The following is a 19,448-nucleotide window of genomic DNA, read 5'->3' as shown; positions in this document are numbered from 1 at the left end:
CGCGGCAGCGCGGTCCCGATCGACTGATGCCGGTCAGCAGCTGGTGTGATCGCCGACTCGCTGCTGCCATAGCGGCAATGGCTGGTCGACGCGGACAAGTTTGACAGCACCGCAATGATCGCATGAGAACGAACGCGTCTCGAAGCCGTCGAACTGATCGATCGCCTTGAGCTTGATACGCGTGCGGCAGCGATCGCATTTGAGATGGCTGGTGCGGATATTGTCATTGCCGTGCCGACGATGCGACATCTTAGACCTCTATAGAGCATGGCGCTCTTCCGGCGACCATGAAGACGAAATAGCTCGTTGCGAAATTCAAGAACGCGGACTCAAATACGAATCACAGGCACGTCTGTTTCAAACTATTTGTCTTTTCTCGATAGCTTGCAACGATAGCTAACTGCAGTGCAGTCACAATCGCTTCATCCGCCACGCGAACGGCCGTCGATGGCACCGATGCTGCACGAAATCCGATCAATTAGCTACACAACAAAAGGCTGATCGGTCACTTTCGAACAGCCCCCTGCCAGCCTCAATGTAGCCGCGGCGCCTTTAACATTCGGACACGATCGGTCGAGACGAGTTCCACATCGAAGGTATCACCGCCCCGATAGAGCGTGAGCGGGACGTCGCAGCCGGCCGTGCCGAGATCCCACAGCGCGCGGTAAAATTCGGCGGAGTCACGAACCTCTTCACCATTGACGGCGAGGATGACGTCGCCCGTCCTGAGCTCGGCGCGTGCCGCCGGGCCCCTCTTGGCAATGCCGACCACCACCACCTTGTCCTCGACCTCGGCTGCATAGAGCCCCAGCCATGGCCGTGGCGGCTTGTTGACGCGGCCGAATTTGCGGAGGTCTTCCAGCACCGGCTTCAGCAAATCGATGGGCACGATCATGTTGAGATGCTCGTTCTGCCCGGCATGCTCGCGCTCGATCTGCAGAGAGCCGATGCCGATCAATTCACCCTTGCTATCGATGAGTGCCGCACCGCCCCAGTTCGGATGCGCCGGATGCGTAAAGAAGGCGTCGTCGATGAGATATTCCCAATAGCCGGCAAATTCCTGCACCGCGGCGATCTTGCCTGCGACCGAGCGGGTCCGCCCGCCGGCGCCGCCGATCAGGACCCGATCGCCGAATTTCGCCGCGCTGGAACTGCCGAGCTTGAGGGGGGCGACATCGATATCGCCAAGCACCTGGACCAGGCCGAAACCGGATTCCTGATCGACGCCAAGCACGGTGCCCGGCACGACATTGCCATCGCCGAGATGAACCCAGATGGTCTCGGCTTCGGTAATCAGATAGCCGATGGTGAGGATGAGACCGTCATCGATCAGCACGCCGTTGCCGGCGCGCTCGGTGCCCAGCGTTTCCGCCGTGAAGGCATCTTCGGGAATGATGCAATGGAGGCCGACCACCGCATCGAGCGCGCGATCGAGATCGAAACCGAAATCCTCCGCGCGCGGCTGCACGCCCTGCGGCACTTTCCATTCGGTCAATGACGGCATCCAAATCTCCTCGTCCGTATCGCCCGCCTTGCGAGCATATAGGAACCGATCGGCGATGCAAAAGTCCGGCGCTGGACCCGAATCACAGTCTAACCACCATCCAGCCAATCGAGCAGCACGGAATTGATCTCGCGCGGATAGCAGTGGCTGAGATCGTCGAGCTCGCGATAGGTGACATTTGCGCCCGCCACGGTGAGCGCATCTCGCGCGTCGCGTGCAGTCTGCACCGGAAACATCCAATCCAGACGCCCGTGGGTGAGATGGATCGGCAGGCCGCGCAGGCGATCGGCATCGGCGAACTGCGCCATGAGGGGATGAAAGGTCGCGGAGACCGGGGCGAGATGCGTGAAGGGCGAATCAGCGCGCAGGCCGCTGACATGGCAGAAGGTGCCGCCATCGCTCATGCCGGTGAGGAGTTGGCGCGAGGTATCGATATTGTAGCGCGACTGTACGATGTCGAGGACGCGCGTAATATTGGGCGTGTCGGGATCGTCGCCCATTAGCGCCCATGTGTTGCCGACGGCCGTCGGCGCAATCAGGATCGCGCCGCGGGCGCGGGCATCGGCGAGCCAGCTCCAGAGAAACGCGCGGCCATTGCCGCTGCCACCATGCAGCGCGACCACCAGCGGCCAGGCGCGATCGGGCGTGTAGGTTTCAGGCACATAAAGCGCGAAGCTGCCGCGCGCACCGGGCTCGCCGCCATGAATGACGCCGGTGCCTTCCGCGGCCGGCTGGGCCAGCCGCTCGGCCAAAGCAACATCCTCGCGTAGCTCCGCCGGAAGAAAGAAGCTGCTGACCGGCGGCAACCGCGCCACCGTCGCATAGAGCGCCTCCTGCGCGCGCGGTGCATGGCGCAGCGCCCGGAACACCGTCGTGATATCGCCGCCGGGTTGCTGCGCGATGCGAAGGCCTGCGACGCCGGCGAGAACTGCATCACTTGCCGCATCGAGATGATGGCGCAGCTCAGCAAAGTCTTCCGGCCATGCGCCGAGATTTTCGCGCGCCGCTTGCAGCGCGAGCTCGGGCTGGCCGACGGCTTCCATCACGGCATCGAAAGCCGGCGGATGCAGATTGCGCGCGACGAATTGCAGTGCTTCCAGCCCCTGCAGCAATGGCGGCAGCACAGCCACGATGTCATCGACCATTCTGTCGCTCATCATTTCCTCCGGTCCGGTCGCTTGTCGCTTGGCATAGGTAGTTGCGCACGCCTGCGAGCGAATTCTGATCGATCCATAAAATTATTCGCAAACTGGCGAAAGGCTTCATTGGCTTTGATTCTGTTTTCTGGTGCTCGCATCAGTGAGTACTGCTGCGGCGCCTGGCGGATGACGCGGCAGCCGCAGCGCAGCGGCGTGGAGTATCAGTCATGCGTTCGGCCTTGTTCGTGTTGTCGTTGGCCGTGGTCGTCACCCCCGCGCTCGCACAAAGCATCGACAATTCCGCTGCACTCGGCCTGCGCGGCAGCGACAGCAGCATTGCCGGACAAGGCCGCCAGCAACCCAACATGCAGCCGAGCGCCGCATCGCGGCCATTCGATGGCACGGTGATCGCCACACCAGCAGCGACGGCGCCCTATAAGGGACACGACTTCGCCGACGGCACGCTGCGGCTCGGAGTCACAGCAGCGACCATGTATGACGACAACGTGTTTGCGGGACGGACCCAGCGATTTTCCGATACTGTTTTCATCGGGCGTCCGGAGTTCTCCTGGGTCAAGCAAGGCAGCGGCTATGGCGTCGGCATCGATGGCTATGTCGAAGGGCGGCGCTACGTGAAATACAATTCCGAAGACCAGCTGAACGGCTCGGTCGGCGGCACGTTTACTGTCATGCCTGACAGTGACACGCAGGTGATCGGCAATGCCCGCTACATTCGCGGCCATCTCGAACGTGGCACGTCGGAGATCGTCGGGCCCGGCGGCTTTCTGCTCAGCACCGCATTCGATGCGCCGATCGCTTATGACCAAGGCGCGGGCTCGCTCGCGCTCAACAAGCGTTTTGATCGCTGGTGGACATCGGTCGGGGTCGCCGGCTCTGCGGTGGCCTATAAGGATCCGACCATCGGCGACATCAATATCGACCTCAGCTATGCCGAGGGCGTCATCAGCGTCGTCAATGGCCGGCTCGGCTATGTCGTGGCACCGCAGACCAGCGTGTTCATGGAGGCTGCGGGCAATCGGCGCGACTGGAAGGTCGGCATCTTCGATTCGACCGGGTATCGCACGGTCGGCGGCGTGCTGTTCGAGCAGGGGCCGAATGCGCGGATCAAAGGCGAGGTCTGGGCCGGCTATATGAGCCAGGCCTATAGCGGCATCAGCTTCCAGAACATCTCGAGCTGGACCTATGGCGCGTCGCTGGCTTTCCTGTTCACCGACCAACTCACCGGCACCATCGAAGGCCGGCGCGAGGCGAAGGAATCCGCGCTCAGTCTCGGCGTGATCGGCCCGACGACGCTCGGCGTCAATGCAGCGGCGTGCTCGTCGGGCGCATCCTGCGTCAGCGCGATCCAGTCGTCGGTGAGCGGGAGGCTGGATTACAGGCTGATGCCCAATCTCGTCGTCGGTGCCGGCGCGTCGTTCGTGGTGGATGAATATCTCGGCACAGCCGCAGGCGGACGCATCGATCGCACGGTCAGCCCGCTCGCCTCGGTGAAATATTTCCCGACCGACCAGTTGAGCTTCGGCTTCGACTATCGCCGCGTGAACTACGACCCGACCGGCGGCTGGTCTGCAGGCGTCGGTGCGCTGTCTTACTATCGCAACCTGTATCTGGTCTCGGCGAACGGCAAGTTCTGATCGCGCAAAGAGAAGGCCGCTCGACAGCGGCCTTCTCGCGCAGTTGTCTATTCAGCGCGTCGATGCGGCCTGTTTGCCGCGGATGCGATCAACCAGCTTGCGACACTGGGTGAGAATGCTGCGGCGATAAAGGGCCGGCTCGCGCAGGATGGCGACACAGCGATTGGCGGCGGCATCACTGTTGCCGTCACCGGCGATCAGCGAGGTGAAGCCGCCGATGGCGATGCTGCCACCACCGCCGCCGCCACCATTTCCGTTATTGTTCGCGACGTTGTTGCCTCCGTTGCCCGGACCACCGGCGGTCGGGCCACCATCGCCCGGCGAACCGCCGGGCGGATTGTTACCGGGCGGATTGGTGCCAGGAGGGTTGCTGCCCGGCGGATTCCCACCCGGAGGATTGCCCCCGGGAGGATTGCCGCCCGGTGGATTGCTGCCTCCACCTCCGCCGCCATTGAGAATATTCAACGTCGCCAACGTACCGGACGGACCAGAGCCCGCATTCAGCACATTGGCAGCCACGCCGCCGCCCGACGCCGGTGTTCCCGACGTCGTTCCACCGCCCGCATTGCCATTGCCGATATTGACGGTGCCGAGCGTCCCCGACGGGCCAGATCCGGCATTCAGCACATTCGCCGCGAGCGCTCCGCCATCGCCACTTGGCCCGCCCGATGGCGAGCCGGCAGCCGGCGCCGCGCCGTTCAGCGCATTGACGCTTGCCAGACCGCCCGATGATCCCGGCGTTGCATTCAGCACGCTGGCCGAGACGAGACTGCGCGATCCCGTGCCGCTGCCGGTCCCCGTCGATGGGGTGCTCGCCCCGGCACCATTCAAGGCGTTCACCGTGGCGAGTCCACCGGATGGACCGGGCGTTGCGTTCAGGACATTGGCGGCGACTGCTCCGCTGCTGCTGCCTGCGCTCGTGGACGGCGTGCCAGCGCCCGCCCCATTCAGCGCATTCACCGTCGCAATCCCGCCGGACGGGCCAGGTGTCGCGTTCAACACATTGGCCGTGATGGCACTTCTGCTGCCGCCCGTGCCGGCGGATGGTGTGCCAGATCCGGTGCCTGCGCCATTCAATGCGTTCACCGTTGCCACACCTCCCGACGGACCCGGGGTCGCATTCAGAACATTGGCCGTCACGGCGCTACCGCTGCCCGTGCCGGCAGATGGTGTGCCCGCGCCATTCAGCGCGTTCACCGTGGCAAGCCCGCCTGACGGACCAGGTTTTGCGTTCAGTACATTGGCGGTAACAGCGCTTTGCCCACCAGCTCCCGAAGAGGCCCGTTGACCGTTGAGCGCATTCACTGTCGCGAGCGATCCCCGCGATCCCGGCGCCGCATTGCCGACATTGACTGCGGCCAGCGGCGCGCGACTGCCCTCCGGCGCTGCCTTGCTGCCGTTACGGTTCAGGACATTGACATTGGCGAGACGGCCGCGCGTGGTGGAACCTGCGCTCAGCGCATTGGCCCCGACGAGCGGACGTTCGCCGCGGGCGCTGGTCGTGCGCGATCGCCCCACCGAGATCTCGGCCGCACGCGCCGCGCGCGCTGCCGCGCGTGCCTGGCGTGGACTGAGATAGATCGATTCGCCTGCATAGAGACCCGTTTGCGGCCGGGCTCCGCCGCCATCGCCCATCTGGGCGCCGCCCGAAAAGAAACCGGCACCGCCGCCAAATCCGCTGCCGCTGCTGACCGGACCTGCGCCGACGCGAACACCCGTTGCATCGACTCCGCTGCCGCCGACGCCGGCGCCGAGACTGCCAGCCTGGACCGCCACACCGCTGACACCGATGCCAGAAGCACCGACACCGACATTGCCGACACCAACGCCCACGCTGCCGACATTCGCGCCCACGCCACCGACACCAACGCCGCCCGCACCCACGCCGACATTGCCAACACCCACACCGACACTGCCCGCATTGACGCCGACACCACCGACACTGACACCGCCCGCACCGACGCCAACACTGCCGACACCAACATTGGCGCCGCCGACGGCCACGCCGGTCGAGCCGACACTCACACCACCCGGCCCGACACCCACGCTGCCGACATTGACGCCAAGGCTCCCGGCATTGATGCCGATCGACGGCAGGCGAATGCCTTGCGCGCTCGCGCCTGTCGCTGCGCCGAGCGCCGCCAGGGCCACGCCTGCGAAAAATGCGCGATGAATGTTATGAATGCTGGACCGCATGGCCTTGCTCCGAACCCGATCGCATGAGTGCGACAGGCGGATTAAAGCGCGCGAGATTATCGACGTTCCTAACGCGAAGAGATCACCGACAATCGGTATCAATGCTTCGTTACTTATGGCGATTATTTACCACACAAAGACAAGTCGATGTGGACTGGTAGTTAGCTGCGCGCTTCCATTTTTGCGACAAACGCATGCGCAAGATCTTCTGCATCAGTTATTCGGTAGATGCGTATTCGCGCAAAGACTTCGATTCGAAGTAGACAGCGTAGCGCATATCGGTAGATGGCAACGCATCACGCTGCTACGGATCCAGCTCCGTATCCCAATAGAGATAATCCAGCCAGCTTTCATGCAGATAGTTCGGCGGAAACAGCCGGCCGTTGCGATGCAGTTGATGCACCGTGGGCGCGAAGGCGGTCTGGCGCGGGAACATCCCGGCCTGGTGCGTGGTCAGGTTGCCTTTCCGCAGATTGCACGGCGAGCAGGCTGCGACGACATTCTCCCAAGTCGTCTGGCCGCCCTTGGAGCGCGGGATGATGTGATCGAAAGTGAGATCATCGCGCGAGTTGCAATACTGGCAAGAGAAGCGATCGCGCAGGAACACATTGAAGCGCGTGAAGGCAGGATGAGTCGTCGGCTTCACGAACGACTTCAACGACACCACACTGGGCAGCTGAAAATCGGCCGACGGGCTTCGTACCGCGTGATCGTAGAGCGCTACGATATTCACACGGTCGAGAAACACCGCCTTGACCGCGTCCTGCCACGACCAAAGCGATAAAGGATAATAGCTCAGCGGCCGGAAGTCCGCATTGAGTACAAGAACCGGCCAGCCGCCTTGCGAGACATGTGCGTTCAAGTAACGCTCCTGACTCCACAATTCGACTGCGCGAAGCAGCCTGTGTTTCACATACTACAGGCAGCGTGACAGGGTTGTGAAGGGCATAGCTCTGGTCTATCCCCTCCGCAAAAGCATGCCGCAATCCCGGCTTTTTCCGCTACATCGGGTGGCCTCACGAGAGGGCTGCCGCTAGGCGCGGGACGCGTGCCTTGCTCGAGGCTTGCCACGTCCGGACGCTGCCTGATGGTCACTTCGTCACGATATCTTGAGGCCCCACAATGGCTGCGCGTCTTTGTCCGCGCGCATGAAACCAGCCTAGCGCTGCTGGCGGCGATGATCGGCGTGATCGGGGGCCTCGTGGTGGCGGCCATGAGCGCCATGGTGAGCGTGCTGCACGCCCTTTTGTTCAATCTGGAATGGGGCCAGCGGCTGTCGAGCCAGTACTGGATCGATCCGGTCCGGGCTCTTCTGGTTCCCACCCTTGGCGGACTGGTGCTCGGCATCGCCTTTTTGCTGCTGATGCGCTGGCGGCCGGCGCGCGAGATCGATCCGATCGAGGCCAATGCGCTGTATGGCGGCCGCATGTCGTTTCGCGGCAGCATCATCGTCTCGCTGCAGACGGTATGGTCGAGCGGTGTCGGTGCCTCGGTGGGGCTGGAGGCCGGTTACACCCAGCTCGCCAGCGGGCTCGGCGCCTCCATCGGCCGCGCGTTTCATCTGCGCCGGGCGGACCAGCGCGTGCTGGTGGGCTGCGGTGCCGCTGCCGCCATTGCCGGCGCCTTTGGCGCGCCTCTCGCGGGTGCCTTCTACGCCTTCGAACTGGTGATCGGCGCCTACAGTTCCGCCAGCCTGATGCCGGTGGGCGTTGCCGCCGTGACCGGCTATTTCGTGGCGCACTCCTTCTCGCCGCTGACGCTTGGCGTCGTCGCCGGCCGATTCGGCGATGTGCAGGGGCAGGACCTCGCCGTCGCCGCTTTGCTCGGCATCTGCGCGGCGACCTATGGCATCGGCATCATGCGCGTGGTCACCTGGTGCGAATGGCTCCTCGCCAAGATCAAGCTGTGGCCGCCTTTGCGCCCGGCGCTCGGCGGGCTTGGCGTCGGCGCGCTGGCGCTGCTGACACCCCAGGTGATGGCATCCGGCCATGGCGCGCTGCATTTCGGCGGCATGACGGCCTATCCGATCGCGCTGGTCGCCTTCGTGATGATCCTGAAAACCATTGCCTCGATCATCTCGCTGGGCACCGGATTTCGCGGCGGCCTGTTCTTCGCCTCGCTGTTCATCGGCGCGCTGGGCGGCCATCTGTTCGCCACCGGCCTGAACATCCTGTGGCCGGAGCTCAATCTCGATCCGAACATCTATACGATCATCGGCATGAGCGCCCTCTCGGCCTCGGTGATCGGCGGCCCGCTGACCATGAGCTTCATCGCGCTGGAATCCACCGGCAATCTCTGGCTCACGACAGCTGTGCTGGTGGCCGTGATCATCTCCACGCAGATCACCCGCGAATTGTTCGGCTATTCCTTCGCCACCTGGCGCCTGCATCTGCGCGGCGAGACCATACGTTCCGCCGCTGATATCGGTTGGATCCGCGATCTCACCGTGCAGCGCCTGATGCGGCCGGATATTTCCATGGTGGAATCCACCATGCCGCTCGATGAATTCCGCGCGAAATTTCCACTGGGATCGAAGAACCAAGTCGTCGTCGTGGATTCTGAAGGCAGCTATGTCGGCCTCGCCAACGTACCGGAGGCGCATTCGCCTGACGTCGCCGCCTTCCGGCTCGACAGCCTGCTGCATTGCCGCAACGTGGTGCTGCATCCCGAAATGAACATCCGCGACGCCATGGTGGTGTTCGAAGGCAACGAAGCGGAATCGCTCGCAGTTGTCGAAGCCGAGAGCCATCGCGTGGTCGGCACGCTGTCGGAAGCACACGCCACGCGCCGCTATGCGGAAGAATCCGAACAGCGACGGCGCGAAGCCCTCGGCGAAATGTGAGCGCGTATCAGCGCGCGAACAGCGACAGCATATGGCCCTCGCTTGGCGAGACTCGCCCGGCCAGCGTTTCGCGATAGATCCGCTCGACGGCGTCCACGCCAAATCCCTCGACGATGGTCAGGGATGTCTCGAGCATCGGCACGAAGCCGGCCCAGGCCGCGCCAAAACGCTGGTCGATGCCGCCGGGGCCCCACTCCTTGGCGCGCTTGCGGATCTGATCCGGCGCGAAGAACCATGATGGTTTTGCACCGGGAAGATCGCCGGCGTCGGTCATGTCCTGATGGGTCATGCCGACACGGCCGCTATAGACGAGACGATCGCCGAAATGCCGATGCAGCCGTCCACTCAGATCGGCATTGCCGGCCATATCGACAAAGGCCGTCACCTGTTCCTGCGGCAGAGTGTCGATGCGATCATAGGGCACGACCTCGTGGTAGCGGCCAAGCGAGGCCGTGAAGTCGGCATTGCCCGGCGACGTCAGACCGATAACACGGACCGGTTGACGCTTGCTGTGCAGCAGATGCGCAAGACCGAACGCCGTTTTGCTGGAGGCGCTCGACAGGATCACTTGCCTGGCGCCGAAGAACTCCGCCTCTGCCAGATAATCATCGACGAGGAAGGACAACATGAACAGCGCGCGCAGCAGCGCCTGGTAGTCGCCATTCCGACCTGTGAAGGCAGGATTGTCGCTCACGCGCGCATAGACATTGTAAACAGGCGCGACGTTTTGCCGATGCACGGCACGATCGCGCAGACCACGTTTGCTGACATCCGCGGCCTCGATCACCAGATGCGTCGCCATCGGGAAATAGCCGAACAGGCGTTCTCCTTCCTCCATTTGCGGATGTTTCGAGGCGACGACCTCGCCAAAGCCCCAGACCGGGATATTGCCGAAGCCATCCGGCGCAGGAAACAGCTGCCAGTATTTCATGGCATCGCCGAGCATGGCGTAAGTGATATTGTTGGCGGTGAAAGCGAAGCGATCGACTTTCACCAACAGCCCATCTTCTGGCAACGTGCCGCGCGATGGCAGCGGCGCTTCCATCAGCGATGTTGTCGCAAGATCGGCTTTGCTGACATTGAATTGCTTGATCGTGTCCATCCCTGGCTCCTCTTTGCGAGAAGTCTCACCACAGGCGATGTCCGTTTTGCGACAGGCGCAGTGTTTAAAACGACGTTCGTTTCAAACCGCGTTTCATGCGCCCGCGATCACGCCCTCGCGCTTCTTGATCGCGTGATAATAGGCCCACCACAGATGCGCGGCTGCGCCACGCAGCGGACGCCAGGGTTCGGCGAGCGACGCCATTTGCTTGACGGTCGGGCGTTCCTGCAGTCCGAGGCCGACCTTGATCGCTTCCTGCAAGGCGACATCGCCGGCCGGCCAGGCATCGCCATGGCCGAGGCAGAAGAGGAGATACACATCCGCCGTCCACGGCCCGATGCCGTGCAGCGCGATGAGCGTGTTATGCGCGGCATCGGCGTCTTCTTCCGCGAGCACATCGAGATTGAGGCGCGCATCGACCAACTCTCTGGCGATCGCCTTCAGGGTCTTGATCTTTGCCGCGGACAAACCGAGCCGGCCGAGCCGATCGGTGCGCGCCTTGCGGATCGCGTGATGATCGAACGGCACATAGGCGGCCGACACCCGTCCCCAGATGGCAGTCGCAGCGGCGACGGAGACCTGCTGCCCGCAGACGATCTGCGCCAGTCCCTCAAAACCCGGCGCGCGCTGGCGCAGCGCCGGCATGCCGGACTTGGCGAGGATCGGCTTCAGGCGCGGATCGTCATTCACCAATTGCCGGATGGCGTCTTCAAGAACGGATTGATCGGAGAGATGGATGGTCATGGTGATTGAAGGATCATCATGAGGACAGTCCGAGATCAATCCCACCCGTTCTCCGTCCCTCATGGTGAGGAGCGCGTTCTTACGCGCGTCTCGAACCATGAGCTGCCTGGCTCGGAGCGCGCTGCCATCCTTCGAGACGCGGCCGAAGGCCGCTCCTCAGGATGAGGGGTGGAGTATGTGGCTGCCTCCCGCGGAACCAAAGCCTTTCCCACCGCGTTGTCGGGGCTCAATGGAGATTTTTGTCATGCGGACGTTGTTCGGAATGATCTTGGGTGCGCTGATCCTGGGCATTGGCGTCTATATGCACGACTCGATGGCAACGTCGACGGTGGCCAATGGCCAGACCGCGCAGGAGCGTCGCACCATCGTGAACTGGGATGTGGCCCAGACCAATTGGGAAGCCCTGAAGACGCGGACCAAGGAAGACTGGGCCAAGCTGACGGCACAGATGAAGTCGTAGGCCGGGCTGCGGAGGAAACGTAAGAGGGATCAATCAGACCGGTTAAAGCCGGCTTTCAAAAACGCTCCCGTTTTCGAACGGGAGCGTTTTTCTTTGTTACTTCTTCTCGGCCGCCGCCTTGCGCGCATCGGCGATCGCGAGCTTGAAATGCTCCTTGCTGATCGGGCCGGGAATACGGAATTTGCCGACGATGAAGGATGGCGTGCCGCGGAAACCGAACGCGGTCGCCTGCTTGTCGATCTGCTTGAGCTTGGCGGCGATGGTGTCCTTGTTGGTCGCCAGATCCGCCAGCATGCGATCGATATCGATGCCGGCCTTGGCCAGCGTGTCGCGCGCGACCTGTTCGGTCAGCTTGGTGTTGAGGCTGATCAGCGCGTCCTGCGCCTCGATGAACTTGTTCTGGTAGCGCGTGGCCAGCACGAGGCCGGCGGAATAGACCGAGACCGGTCCGAGGATCGCCCAGTCTTTCGAGACGAGCCGGACATTGCCGTCTTCTTTCACCACGGCGCGAAGATCCGGCGCCAGCTTGCGGCAATACGGGCACTGATAGTCGAAATATTCGATGATGGTGACATCGCCCTTGGGATTGCCCGAGGCCGGAATATCGGGATCGCGCAGCACCAGGGATTCCTTGAGAACTTCGTCGTCCTCATCGGCGCCCGCTGCCGCCATGGCACGACCATTGGCGCCAAGCAGCATGGCGCCGCCAAACAGGCCAAGCGCGGCCCGGCGCGTCGGCTGGAACGTGGGGAAGTTACGGTGGCTCATGATGTTCTCCGCAGACGCATCATGCGCCAATCGTCACGTCACATAGATATTGCGGGCCAACATATAGAGCGCCACGAGGATAATGATAATCGCAAAAACGACGTTCAGCGCCCCGCGCCGGACCGACAGCGACCGCGCCGTTGCGGTTCCGGCCAGCCCGCCGACGATGCCGCCGATGATGAACACCAGCGCCAGCGTCCAGGAAATCAGCCCCGACCACGCATAACTCAGCGCCGTCGTGAGGCCAAAGGCGGTGACGGCCACGAGGGACGACGAAATCGCGCTCATGATCGACATACCAGTCGCCAGCATCAGGGCCGGCACGATCAGGAAGCCGCCGCCGATGCCGAAAAAGCCGGACAAGGTGCCGGTCACCAGCCCAAGCCCCAGCAGCGCCGGCGTATTGGCCGAGCTGATCGCCACGCGATGTTCGCCGAGGCGCGACCGGGTCTTCAGCATCAGAAGCGCGATCATCAGCATCAGCACGGCGAACCACGCCAGCAGGTTCTGCCCGTCCATCTGCTTGCCGAGGATGGAGCCGCCGAGCGCACCGACGATGCCCGCTCCCGCAAACACCAGCGCGCAGGACCAATGCACATTGCCACCGCGTGCGTGATTGCCGAGATTGATCGCCGCATTGGCAGCGACCGCGATGGCGCTGGTGCCGATGGCCACATGCGGATTGTTGACGCCGACCACATAGACCATCAACGGCACGGCGAGGATCGACCCGCCGCCACCGACGAGGCCGAGTGAAAACCCCACCAGTGCACCGGAGCCCAGCCCCAGCACGCCTTGCATCACCGTGATCATGATCCGCCGATTCGCGATTGCTACGGCCGCGACCTTAGTGGCGTTTTTCCCGCACCTCCATGCAGGGAAGCGCATGGTTCAGCGGTTTGTGAATTTTCGTGTGCGCTCAACGCACCAGCAGCGTGACCGCAATCGGCACCAGCAGCGAGGTGACGAGCGCATTCAGGCTCATGGCGATGCCGGCGAACACCCCGGCCATGGCATCGACCTGAAACGCCCGTGCAACGCCGATGCCATGCGAGGCAAGGCCCACCGCAAAGCCGCGGGCACGATAATCGGTGATGCGCATCCGGTTCATCATCGGCGTGACGATGATGGCGCCCATGATGCCGGTGAGCACCACGGAGACGGCCGTCAGCGATGCATCGGCGCCAAGGGATTCGCTGATGCCCATGGCCACGCCGGCAGTGACCGATTTCGGCGCCAGCGACAGCGTGATCTTGTCGGGCAGGCCGAACGCCTTCGCCAGCGCCACCACCGAGACGATGGCGGTGATACAGCCGACCACCAGCGCCCCGAGCATCGGCACGATGGCGGCCAGCACCGTCTTGCGGTTCTCATAAAGCGGGACAGCCAGCGCCACCGTAGCCGGGCCGAGCAGGAAATGGACGAATTGCGCTCCGCTGAAATAGGTGGTGTAGGACGTGCCCGTCAGCAGCAGGAAGACGGCGAGTATCCACATGGAGTGGAAGACGGGATTGGCGAAGGGATGCCGGCCTGTCGCCAGCGATAGCGCGTCCGCCGAGGCATAGACGAACAACGTCACCGTCAGCCACAGCAGCGGTTGCTGGGAGAGATAAACCCAGAGCGCGAACGGATTGCCGGTCATGACGCCTGCCGGCCCCGCGTCATCATCCGGCTGATGACCAGAAACGTGCCGACGGTGACCAGCAGCGTGATGACGACGGAGATCACCAGCACGCCCGCGATGGCGGCGCCATGTTCGGCGAGCAGATCGAGACGCTGCACCACGCCGACGCCCGCGGGAATGAACATCAGCGACAGATGCGCGAGCAACCCCTTCGACGCCGTCTCGACGCCGCCGCCTTGCAGCGGGCCGATCGCGAACAGAGCCGCACGGTCGCGCAGCAGCAACAGGGTGAACAGCAGCAGCATCCCGAAAACGGGACCGGGGATCGGCCAGGCCAGACTGCGCACGACGATCTCGCCGGCGAGCTGGCACAGCAGGATCAGACAAAGACTGGCAATCATGATGGCTCCGCGGGGGTAACGAGGCGTTATCGCCCGCGGAGCGGAATATGTCGATCAGCCGAGCTGCACAGCAGGTCTGATTACGCGGCGCCCTTCAGGCGCTTGGTGCATTCGCTGTAATAGCCGCCGCCCTTCTGGATCCACTTCAGGCCGCCATTGGCATTGCCGGTCTTGTTGGCGTTGTACTGGTCCACGCAAGTGTGCAGCCGCTGCTTGCCGGCGGTCTCCTTGGCGTATTTCGGATCGATCGCCGTGGGGAAAGTCGCCGGGCCGGACGGAGCGGCGGGTGCCGCTGCCGGAGCTGCAGCAACCTTGGGCGCGGCTGCCGGTTTGGCTTCGGCTGGAGCCGCAGCCGCTGTCGTGGCAGGTGGTGCGGCCGCGGCCGTAGCGCCGCATTCGGCCTTGCGGAAGTCATTCCATTTCTGGCCATTGAGCGTGCCGGCGGTCTTCGCCGCCTGATATTTTGCACTGCATTCTGCGGCGGTGAGCGCGCTGGCCGGCGAAGCCAACAGCGCCATTCCGCATATTACGAAGGCACTGGCAATTGCGGTGTGTTTGGTCATGTCGTGTTCTCCCTGGATACGAGAATGACGGAACTATCCTAGCCCAGCGGCTGCCCATCGCAATGACATCGCGGTGTCCGGCGAAAATTTTATCGTGACAGTCAAGTGTAGTTCATTCACGTCCCGTTCAGCCGCCGCGCCGGGCGAAGGACAGGTAGACCGAGTTGCATTTGTCGTCAGCCACGGACTTTGCCATAAAGCGAATTCCTCGAGCCGCCGCCGAATGTCCCCGCACATCGCTTTTCCCAGCCTCCTCCAGATCCGCACCACCATCGAAACGCTGATCGTCGGCACGATCGGCGGTGCGCTGTTCTATTGGGCAGAGTTGCCGGGCGGGCTGATCTCCGGCGCCATGGTGGCGGTCGCCGCCTATGGCATTGGCGGCCGTCCCGTCGGCCTGCCGCAACCGCTTGCCCATGTGATCCTGATGACGCTGGGCCTGTCGCTGGGCTCGATGGTGTCGCCGGAGATGGTGCATAATCTCGCCGCCTATCCGGTGACCATCGCATTGCTGGCGCTGGCGACGTTCTGCGCCACCTTCGGCAGCAGCATCTATCTGCAGCGCGTCCACGGCTGGGATCGCACGTCGGCGCTGCTGGCGGGCAGCCCCGGCGCGCTGTCGCAGATCATCATGCTGGCCACCGAGCGCAATGCCGACGTGGCGGGCATCGCCGTGGTGCAGATTTTTCGCGTCATCATCCTCACCGGCATGGTGCCGATGCTGCTCGCCGCCACCGGGCTGATGGGGCACGGCCCGCTGCCGTCGCGGGGACCGGAGGCGACACCGCTGGCTTTGCTCGAACTCGCCGCAGCGGCCGTCGTCGTTTCGCTGGTCATGAAGTGGATCCGGTTCCCGGCCAGCTGGATGTTCGGCGCGATGATGGCGTCGTCGGTGCTGCACGGCACCGGCGCCATCCATGGCACGCTGCCGCAATGGGCCTATATCGCGGCGCTGGTCGGCATCGGCACCCTGATCGGTTCGCGCTTCGGAAAGATCTCGCCGCGCACGATCCTCAGCCATGTCTGGGCTGCGCTTGGATCGTTCTCGGTCGCCATCGTCATCTCGGCAGTGTTCGTGACCATCATTGCACTGACAACCAATGTGAAACTCAGCGATGTCGTGGTCGCTTTCGCGCCGGGTGCGATGGACGCCATGCTGGCCTTGGCGCTGACACTACACATCGATCCGATCTTCGTCGGCGCGCATCATCTGTCGCGTTTCATCTATGTGTCGATCGTCACACCCGGCATCGTGCATCTGTTCGGCAAGGCACAGGACGACATCGACGACTAGGTCAGTCGCCTGATCACGGCGGCCGCAGACACATCGCGACATGATCGCGGCGCCATCCACAGCTCGCTGTGTGAAATGCGCAACGCCGTCGGCGAAATATCGCCCTCACAATGCAGCTTAGACCAATTCCATGGCCCGCGGTGTCGCGATACCAAATCGATCCAGCTAGACGCTCCGAGATCCAGACTCGCATTAAGGAACGGTCATGAATCTCGCCATCGGAAAAGCCACCAAGCAGGCGACGCTGCTTTGTACGGTCAGCCTCATCGCTTTGGCGATCGACCTTCCGCAACAGGCATCAGCGCAGTCGACCCTGCCCGCCGTCACCGTCGATGCACCCAAGCCGCAGCAGCGTGCACGCAACACCACGACCACGTCCTCGCGCACGGCCACGCGTGCAACCCGACGCGCTGCCGCGCGTCCCGCCGCAGTTCAGCCTGCACCCGTCCCCTCCATCAATGAGCGCGCCTATGCCGGCAATTACGGTTATGTGGCCGGCACCGCGAGTTCGGGATCGAAGACCGATACCCCTTTGATCGATACGCCACGCTCGATCAGCGTGATCGATCGAAAGGAGCTCGATGATCGCGGCGTCAGCAATGTCGTCGAAGCCGTGCGTTACACCGCGGGCGTCGCCACCGGCACCTTCGGCTTCGATCCGCGCTTCGATTCGATCATGCTGCGCGGCTTTCCGGCCGTCACTTTCGGCGACTACCGCGACGGACTGCGCCAGCACGCCAGCAGCTTCGCGGCCTATCGCACCGAGCCATTCCAGTTGAGCAGCATCGAGGTGATCAAGGGGCCGGCTGCCGTGCTCTACGGTCAGTCGGTGCCCGGCGGCCTCATCGATCGCCGCTCCAAACTGCCTGTCGACAACCAGGTCAACGAAATCCATCTGCAGGCCGGCACCTATGGCCGCATGCAAACCGCGTTCGATGTCGGCGGCGCCAATCCAGACAAGTCGCTGCTGTTCCGCCTGGTCGGCCTCGGCCGCGGCGGCGACACCAATTACGATATCGCCGACCAGCGTCTGATGCTCGCCCCCTCGATCACCTGGCGACCGAATCTCGACACCACCTTCACCGCCTATGCGCTGGTGCAGAAGGACGAGACCGACGGCAGCGTGGCGATGATCAATCGCGACAATGCGTTGCTGAAGATCAATGGCGAGACGGTGAAGCTGCGCACCAGCGATCCGAAATACGACTATATGCGCGTCGAGCAGGCCCAGGTCGGCTACAAGCTGGAGCATCATCTCAACGACGTCTTCACGTTCCGCCAGCACACGCGCTTCAACACGCTGCATGCGGAGACCCGCTATCTCGCCGGCAGCTTTGCGACCCCCACCGCGACGACCTTCGACCGCTATGCGGTTTCGATCGGCGACGACCAGCACAGCATCCAGACCGACAATACCTTGCAGGCGGATTTCACCACCGGCCCGATCGTTCACAAGACCCTGTTCGGCGTGAACTACGACCAGAATACGTATAACTTCAAGCTAGGCTTCGGCAGCGTGGATCCGAGCTATGCCCTCAACATTCTCAACCCGGTCTACGGCCTGACCGGCACGACCCCCGCCTATGCGTCCGACACGCGTACCAAGCAGGACCAGGTGGGTGTCTATCTGCAGGACCAGATGCGCCTCGGAAACTGGCACCTGTCGATCAGCGGCCGCCAGGACTGGGCTGATCGCACACAAAGCAACGCCCTGACAGGCGCCGTCACCGGCCAGCAAAGCGATAGCGCATTCACCTACAGCGCCGGCCTGCTCTATCACTTCGACAACGGCATCGCACCCTATGTGAGCTATGCCACCTCGTTCCAGCCCGTCACCAATCTCGGCATCAACAACACCCTGCTGGCACCTGCCGAGGGCGAGCAGATCGAAGGCGGCATCAAGTATCAGCCGCAGCCGGACGTGCTGCTCACCGCATCGGTCTATGACCTCAAGGAGAAGAACGCCGCCAAGCTGGCCGGCGTCTTCAACGGCGTCCAATACTACGCGTCGGTGGGCGAGATCCGCGTTCAGGGCTTCGAGTTCGAAGGCCGTGCGCGCATCACGCCGGAGCTCGAGACGGTCACGACCTACACCTATTCCGACGCGCAAATCACCCAGACGACCATCGCTTCGGAACTCGGCAAGACGCCGGCGGTGACGCCGAAGAACATGGCATCGAGCTGGATCAACTACACCTTCCTGAACGGCCCGCTCGAAGGCCTCGGTCTCGGCGCCGGTGTCCGCTTCGTCGACTCGACCTGGACCACGAACGACAACACCTCACGCAATAGCGGCTATACGCTGTTCGATCTGGCGGCGCGTTACGATTTCGCCAAGCTGGGGCCGAAGTTTGCGGGCTACCAGGCGTCGATCAATGCCAACAATGTTGCCGACGAGCAGGTTGCTGTCTGCAATGCCGGGTATTGCTATCTCAGCCAGGGACGCACGGTGATCGGCACGCTGCGCTATCGCTGGTAAGCCAAGCGACGGGCAGGGCCGCCGGCGGATCAGCGCCGCACGGCCTTGCCTGCGCCCCACAGGGCGATGGCGCCCATCAATAGCGAGATCAGCACATTGTAGCCGGCCAGCGACAGGCCGAGAAAACGCCACTGCACATCGTCGCAGCGAATCACCTTCACGGTGTCGAGCTGTTGCAGCAGGCCACCGGCCTTGCCGAAATCGACGATCGGCCCGGAGCAATCCGTCGGCCCCTGCCAGAACTTCCATTCCACGCCGGCGTGGTAGCCGCCAAGCACAGCATTGGCGAGCGCCGCCAGCGCCAGGACCACAAGACCCGCGACCAGCACGCCCCGCGGCGCACCGCGCGCGGCGGCGATCGCCACCAGCACGGCCAGCGGGATCGACAGATAATAGGCATAACGCTGTTCGAGGCAGAGCGGGCACGGGCGGATATCGAGCACCAACTGGAAGAACCAGGCGCCTGCGATCGTGGCAACGGCGATGACAGCCACTGCAACCGCTGAGGTCAATGCGGGGTTCGAGCCAGACAACGAAGCGGGTGAGGAGGAAACGGCGGTCACATGGCTCTCCTGGGTGGTCATCGCGTCCTATCGCGGGCCCGCAGGACTGTCGAGACATCAGGGATCACACTGGCGGCATCACACCGGCTGTGCGGAGCGCCTTCTCCCGCCCAT

At 63.3% G+C, this 19,448-nt stretch carries 18 protein-coding genes; 5 read left to right on the top strand and 13 right to left on the bottom strand.

Annotation, left to right across the window (positions count from 1 at the left end; all coding sequences use genetic code 11):
- Nucleotides 1-33 precede the first annotated feature (33 nt).
- From AC1RQ5_RS06180 to AC1RQ5_RS06170, 3 genes are all read right to left on the bottom strand, one after another.
- Nucleotides 34-249, bottom strand: coding sequence for a hypothetical protein (locus AC1RQ5_RS06180; RefSeq protein ID WP_398475015.1), 216 nt, complete (start codon nt 247-249; stop codon nt 34-36).
- 283 nt (nt 250-532) lie between these two features.
- Nucleotides 533-1,504 carry a S1C family serine protease gene (locus AC1RQ5_RS06175; RefSeq protein WP_398475017.1) on the bottom strand — a complete coding sequence of 324 codons (972 nt, stop codon included), beginning with the start codon at nt 1,502-1,504 and terminating at the stop codon, nt 533-535.
- 89 nt (nt 1,505-1,593) lie between these two features.
- Entirely contained in the window at nt 1,594-2,661 is a 1,068-nt protein-coding gene (locus AC1RQ5_RS06170) for a carboxylesterase family protein (RefSeq protein WP_493197662.1), read from the bottom strand.
- A 209-nt stretch (nt 2,662-2,870) separates the two neighbouring features.
- On the opposite strand from AC1RQ5_RS06170, the gene AC1RQ5_RS06165 reads away from it, so the two are divergent.
- Entirely contained in the window at nt 2,871-4,298 is a 1,428-nt protein-coding gene (locus AC1RQ5_RS06165) for an outer membrane beta-barrel protein (protein ID WP_493197660.1), read from the top strand.
- Between the two features lie 51 nt (nt 4,299-4,349).
- Here AC1RQ5_RS06165 and AC1RQ5_RS06160 read toward each other — a convergent pair whose 3' ends face one another.
- The gene (locus AC1RQ5_RS06160; protein WP_493197658.1) at nt 4,350-6,494 is read right to left on the bottom strand and encodes a hypothetical protein; all 2,145 of its coding nucleotides are present in this window, start codon (nt 6,492-6,494) and stop codon (nt 4,350-4,352) included.
- Nucleotides 6,495-6,798: 304 nt separating this feature from the next.
- Nucleotides 6,799-7,356: an HNH endonuclease gene (locus AC1RQ5_RS06155; RefSeq protein ID WP_398475025.1), complete on the bottom strand. Its 558-nt coding sequence runs from the start codon at nt 7,354-7,356 to the stop codon at nt 6,799-6,801.
- A gap of 225 nt (nt 7,357-7,581) precedes the next feature.
- Here AC1RQ5_RS06155 and AC1RQ5_RS06150 point away from each other — a divergent pair, with 225 nt between their 5' ends.
- Nucleotides 7,582-9,336 carry a chloride channel protein gene (locus AC1RQ5_RS06150; protein WP_398475027.1) on the top strand — a complete coding sequence of 585 codons (1,755 nt, stop codon included), beginning with the start codon at nt 7,582-7,584 and terminating at the stop codon, nt 9,334-9,336.
- A gap of 7 nt (nt 9,337-9,343) precedes the next feature.
- On the opposite strand, the gene AC1RQ5_RS06145 is transcribed toward AC1RQ5_RS06150, so the two are convergent.
- Together AC1RQ5_RS06145 and AC1RQ5_RS06140 are read right to left on the bottom strand one after the other, a co-directional pair.
- On the bottom strand, nt 9,344-10,438 hold the full coding sequence (locus tag AC1RQ5_RS06145) for a DUF2855 family protein (protein WP_493197656.1): 1,095 nt from the start codon (nt 10,436-10,438) through the stop codon (nt 9,344-9,346).
- Nucleotides 10,439-10,531: 93 nt separating this feature from the next.
- Nucleotides 10,532-11,182: a DNA-3-methyladenine glycosylase family protein gene (locus tag AC1RQ5_RS06140; protein WP_493197654.1), complete on the bottom strand. Its 651-nt coding sequence runs from the start codon at nt 11,180-11,182 to the stop codon at nt 10,532-10,534.
- A 244-nt stretch (nt 11,183-11,426) separates the two neighbouring features.
- On the opposite strand from AC1RQ5_RS06140, the gene AC1RQ5_RS06135 reads away from it, so the two are divergent.
- Nucleotides 11,427-11,642 (top strand): hypothetical protein, encoded by a 216-nt coding sequence (locus AC1RQ5_RS06135; protein WP_398475033.1) that lies wholly within the window; start codon nt 11,427-11,429, stop codon nt 11,640-11,642.
- Nucleotides 11,643-11,738: 96 nt separating this feature from the next.
- Here AC1RQ5_RS06135 and AC1RQ5_RS06130 read toward each other — a convergent pair whose 3' ends face one another.
- The 5 genes from AC1RQ5_RS06130 to AC1RQ5_RS06110 form a co-directional block, all read right to left on the bottom strand.
- A complete protein-coding gene (locus AC1RQ5_RS06130) occupies nt 11,739-12,410 on the bottom strand; it encodes a DsbA family protein (RefSeq protein ID WP_493197653.1) in 672 nt (223 codons plus the stop codon).
- A 33-nt stretch (nt 12,411-12,443) separates the two neighbouring features.
- Nucleotides 12,444-13,223: a sulfite exporter TauE/SafE family protein gene (locus AC1RQ5_RS06125; RefSeq protein ID WP_398475037.1), complete on the bottom strand. Its 780-nt coding sequence runs from the start codon at nt 13,221-13,223 to the stop codon at nt 12,444-12,446.
- Nucleotides 13,224-13,329: 106 nt separating this feature from the next.
- A complete protein-coding gene (locus AC1RQ5_RS06120; RefSeq protein ID WP_398475039.1) occupies nt 13,330-14,052 on the bottom strand; it encodes an LrgB family protein in 723 nt (240 codons plus the stop codon).
- On the bottom strand, nt 14,049-14,435 hold the full coding sequence (locus AC1RQ5_RS06115) for a CidA/LrgA family protein (RefSeq protein WP_493197651.1): 387 nt from the start codon (nt 14,433-14,435) through the stop codon (nt 14,049-14,051). Before AC1RQ5_RS06115 ends, AC1RQ5_RS06120 begins: the two co-directional genes overlap by 4 nt.
- 80 nt (nt 14,436-14,515) lie before the next feature.
- Nucleotides 14,516-14,998, bottom strand: coding sequence for a hypothetical protein (locus tag AC1RQ5_RS06110; RefSeq protein ID WP_493197649.1), 483 nt, complete (start codon nt 14,996-14,998; stop codon nt 14,516-14,518).
- 223 nt (nt 14,999-15,221) lie between these two features.
- On the opposite strand from AC1RQ5_RS06110, the gene AC1RQ5_RS06105 reads away from it, so the two are divergent.
- Together AC1RQ5_RS06105 and AC1RQ5_RS06100 are read left to right on the top strand one after the other, a co-directional pair.
- Nucleotides 15,222-16,292 (top strand): AbrB family transcriptional regulator, encoded by a 1,071-nt coding sequence (locus tag AC1RQ5_RS06105; RefSeq protein WP_493197647.1) that lies wholly within the window; start codon nt 15,222-15,224, stop codon nt 16,290-16,292.
- 205 nt (nt 16,293-16,497) lie between these two features.
- Nucleotides 16,498-18,771, top strand: coding sequence for a TonB-dependent siderophore receptor (locus tag AC1RQ5_RS06100; protein ID WP_493197645.1), 2,274 nt, complete (start codon nt 16,498-16,500; stop codon nt 18,769-18,771).
- A 29-nt stretch (nt 18,772-18,800) separates the two neighbouring features.
- Here AC1RQ5_RS06100 and AC1RQ5_RS06095 read toward each other — a convergent pair whose 3' ends face one another.
- Nucleotides 18,801-19,355, bottom strand: coding sequence for a disulfide bond formation protein B (locus tag AC1RQ5_RS06095; RefSeq protein ID WP_493197643.1), 555 nt, complete (start codon nt 19,353-19,355; stop codon nt 18,801-18,803).
- Between the last annotated feature and the right edge of the window lie 93 nt (nt 19,356-19,448).

The organism is Tardiphaga sp. GW821-FHT12E02 (assembly GCF_058807155.1).
The sequence above is the reverse complement of the archived record's forward strand: the minus strand, read 5'-3'. Positions and strand labels throughout refer to the sequence as shown.

Bases quoted from the DNA above. Each gene is read 5' to 3' on its own strand.
- AC1RQ5_RS06180 (WP_398475015.1), bottom strand. From the start codon at position 249: ATGTCGCATCGTCGGCACGGCAATGACAATATCCGCACCAGCCATCTC.
- AC1RQ5_RS06175 (WP_398475017.1), bottom strand. From the start codon at position 1,504: ATGCCGTCATTGACCGAATGGAAAGTGCCGCAGGGCGTGCAGCCGCGC.
- AC1RQ5_RS06170 (WP_493197662.1), bottom strand. From the start codon at position 2,661: ATGAGCGACAGAATGGTCGATGACATCGTGGCTGTGCTGCCGCCATTG.
- AC1RQ5_RS06165 (WP_493197660.1), top strand. From the start codon at position 2,871: ATGCGTTCGGCCTTGTTCGTGTTGTCGTTGGCCGTGGTCGTCACCCCC.
- AC1RQ5_RS06160 (WP_493197658.1), bottom strand. From the start codon at position 6,494: ATGCGGTCCAGCATTCATAACATTCATCGCGCATTTTTCGCAGGCGTG.
- AC1RQ5_RS06150 (WP_398475027.1), top strand. From the start codon at position 7,582: ATGGTCACTTCGTCACGATATCTTGAGGCCCCACAATGGCTGCGCGTC.
- AC1RQ5_RS06145 (WP_493197656.1), bottom strand. From the start codon at position 10,438: ATGGACACGATCAAGCAATTCAATGTCAGCAAAGCCGATCTTGCGACA.
- AC1RQ5_RS06140 (WP_493197654.1), bottom strand. From the start codon at position 11,182: ATGACCATCCATCTCTCCGATCAATCCGTTCTTGAAGACGCCATCCGG.
- AC1RQ5_RS06135 (WP_398475033.1), top strand. From the start codon at position 11,427: ATGCGGACGTTGTTCGGAATGATCTTGGGTGCGCTGATCCTGGGCATT.
- AC1RQ5_RS06130 (WP_493197653.1), bottom strand. From the start codon at position 12,410: ATGAGCCACCGTAACTTCCCCACGTTCCAGCCGACGCGCCGGGCCGCG.
- AC1RQ5_RS06125 (WP_398475037.1), bottom strand. From the start codon at position 13,223: ATGATCACGGTGATGCAAGGCGTGCTGGGGCTGGGCTCCGGTGCACTG.
- AC1RQ5_RS06120 (WP_398475039.1), bottom strand. From the start codon at position 14,052: ATGACCGGCAATCCGTTCGCGCTCTGGGTTTATCTCTCCCAGCAACCG.
- AC1RQ5_RS06115 (WP_493197651.1), bottom strand. From the start codon at position 14,435: ATGATTGCCAGTCTTTGTCTGATCCTGCTGTGCCAGCTCGCCGGCGAG.
- AC1RQ5_RS06110 (WP_493197649.1), bottom strand. From the start codon at position 14,998: ATGACCAAACACACCGCAATTGCCAGTGCCTTCGTAATATGCGGAATG.
- AC1RQ5_RS06105 (WP_493197647.1), top strand. From the start codon at position 15,222: ATGTCCCCGCACATCGCTTTTCCCAGCCTCCTCCAGATCCGCACCACC.
- AC1RQ5_RS06100 (WP_493197645.1), top strand. From the start codon at position 16,498: ATGAATCTCGCCATCGGAAAAGCCACCAAGCAGGCGACGCTGCTTTGT.
- AC1RQ5_RS06095 (WP_493197643.1), bottom strand. From the start codon at position 19,355: ATGACCACCCAGGAGAGCCATGTGACCGCCGTTTCCTCCTCACCCGCT.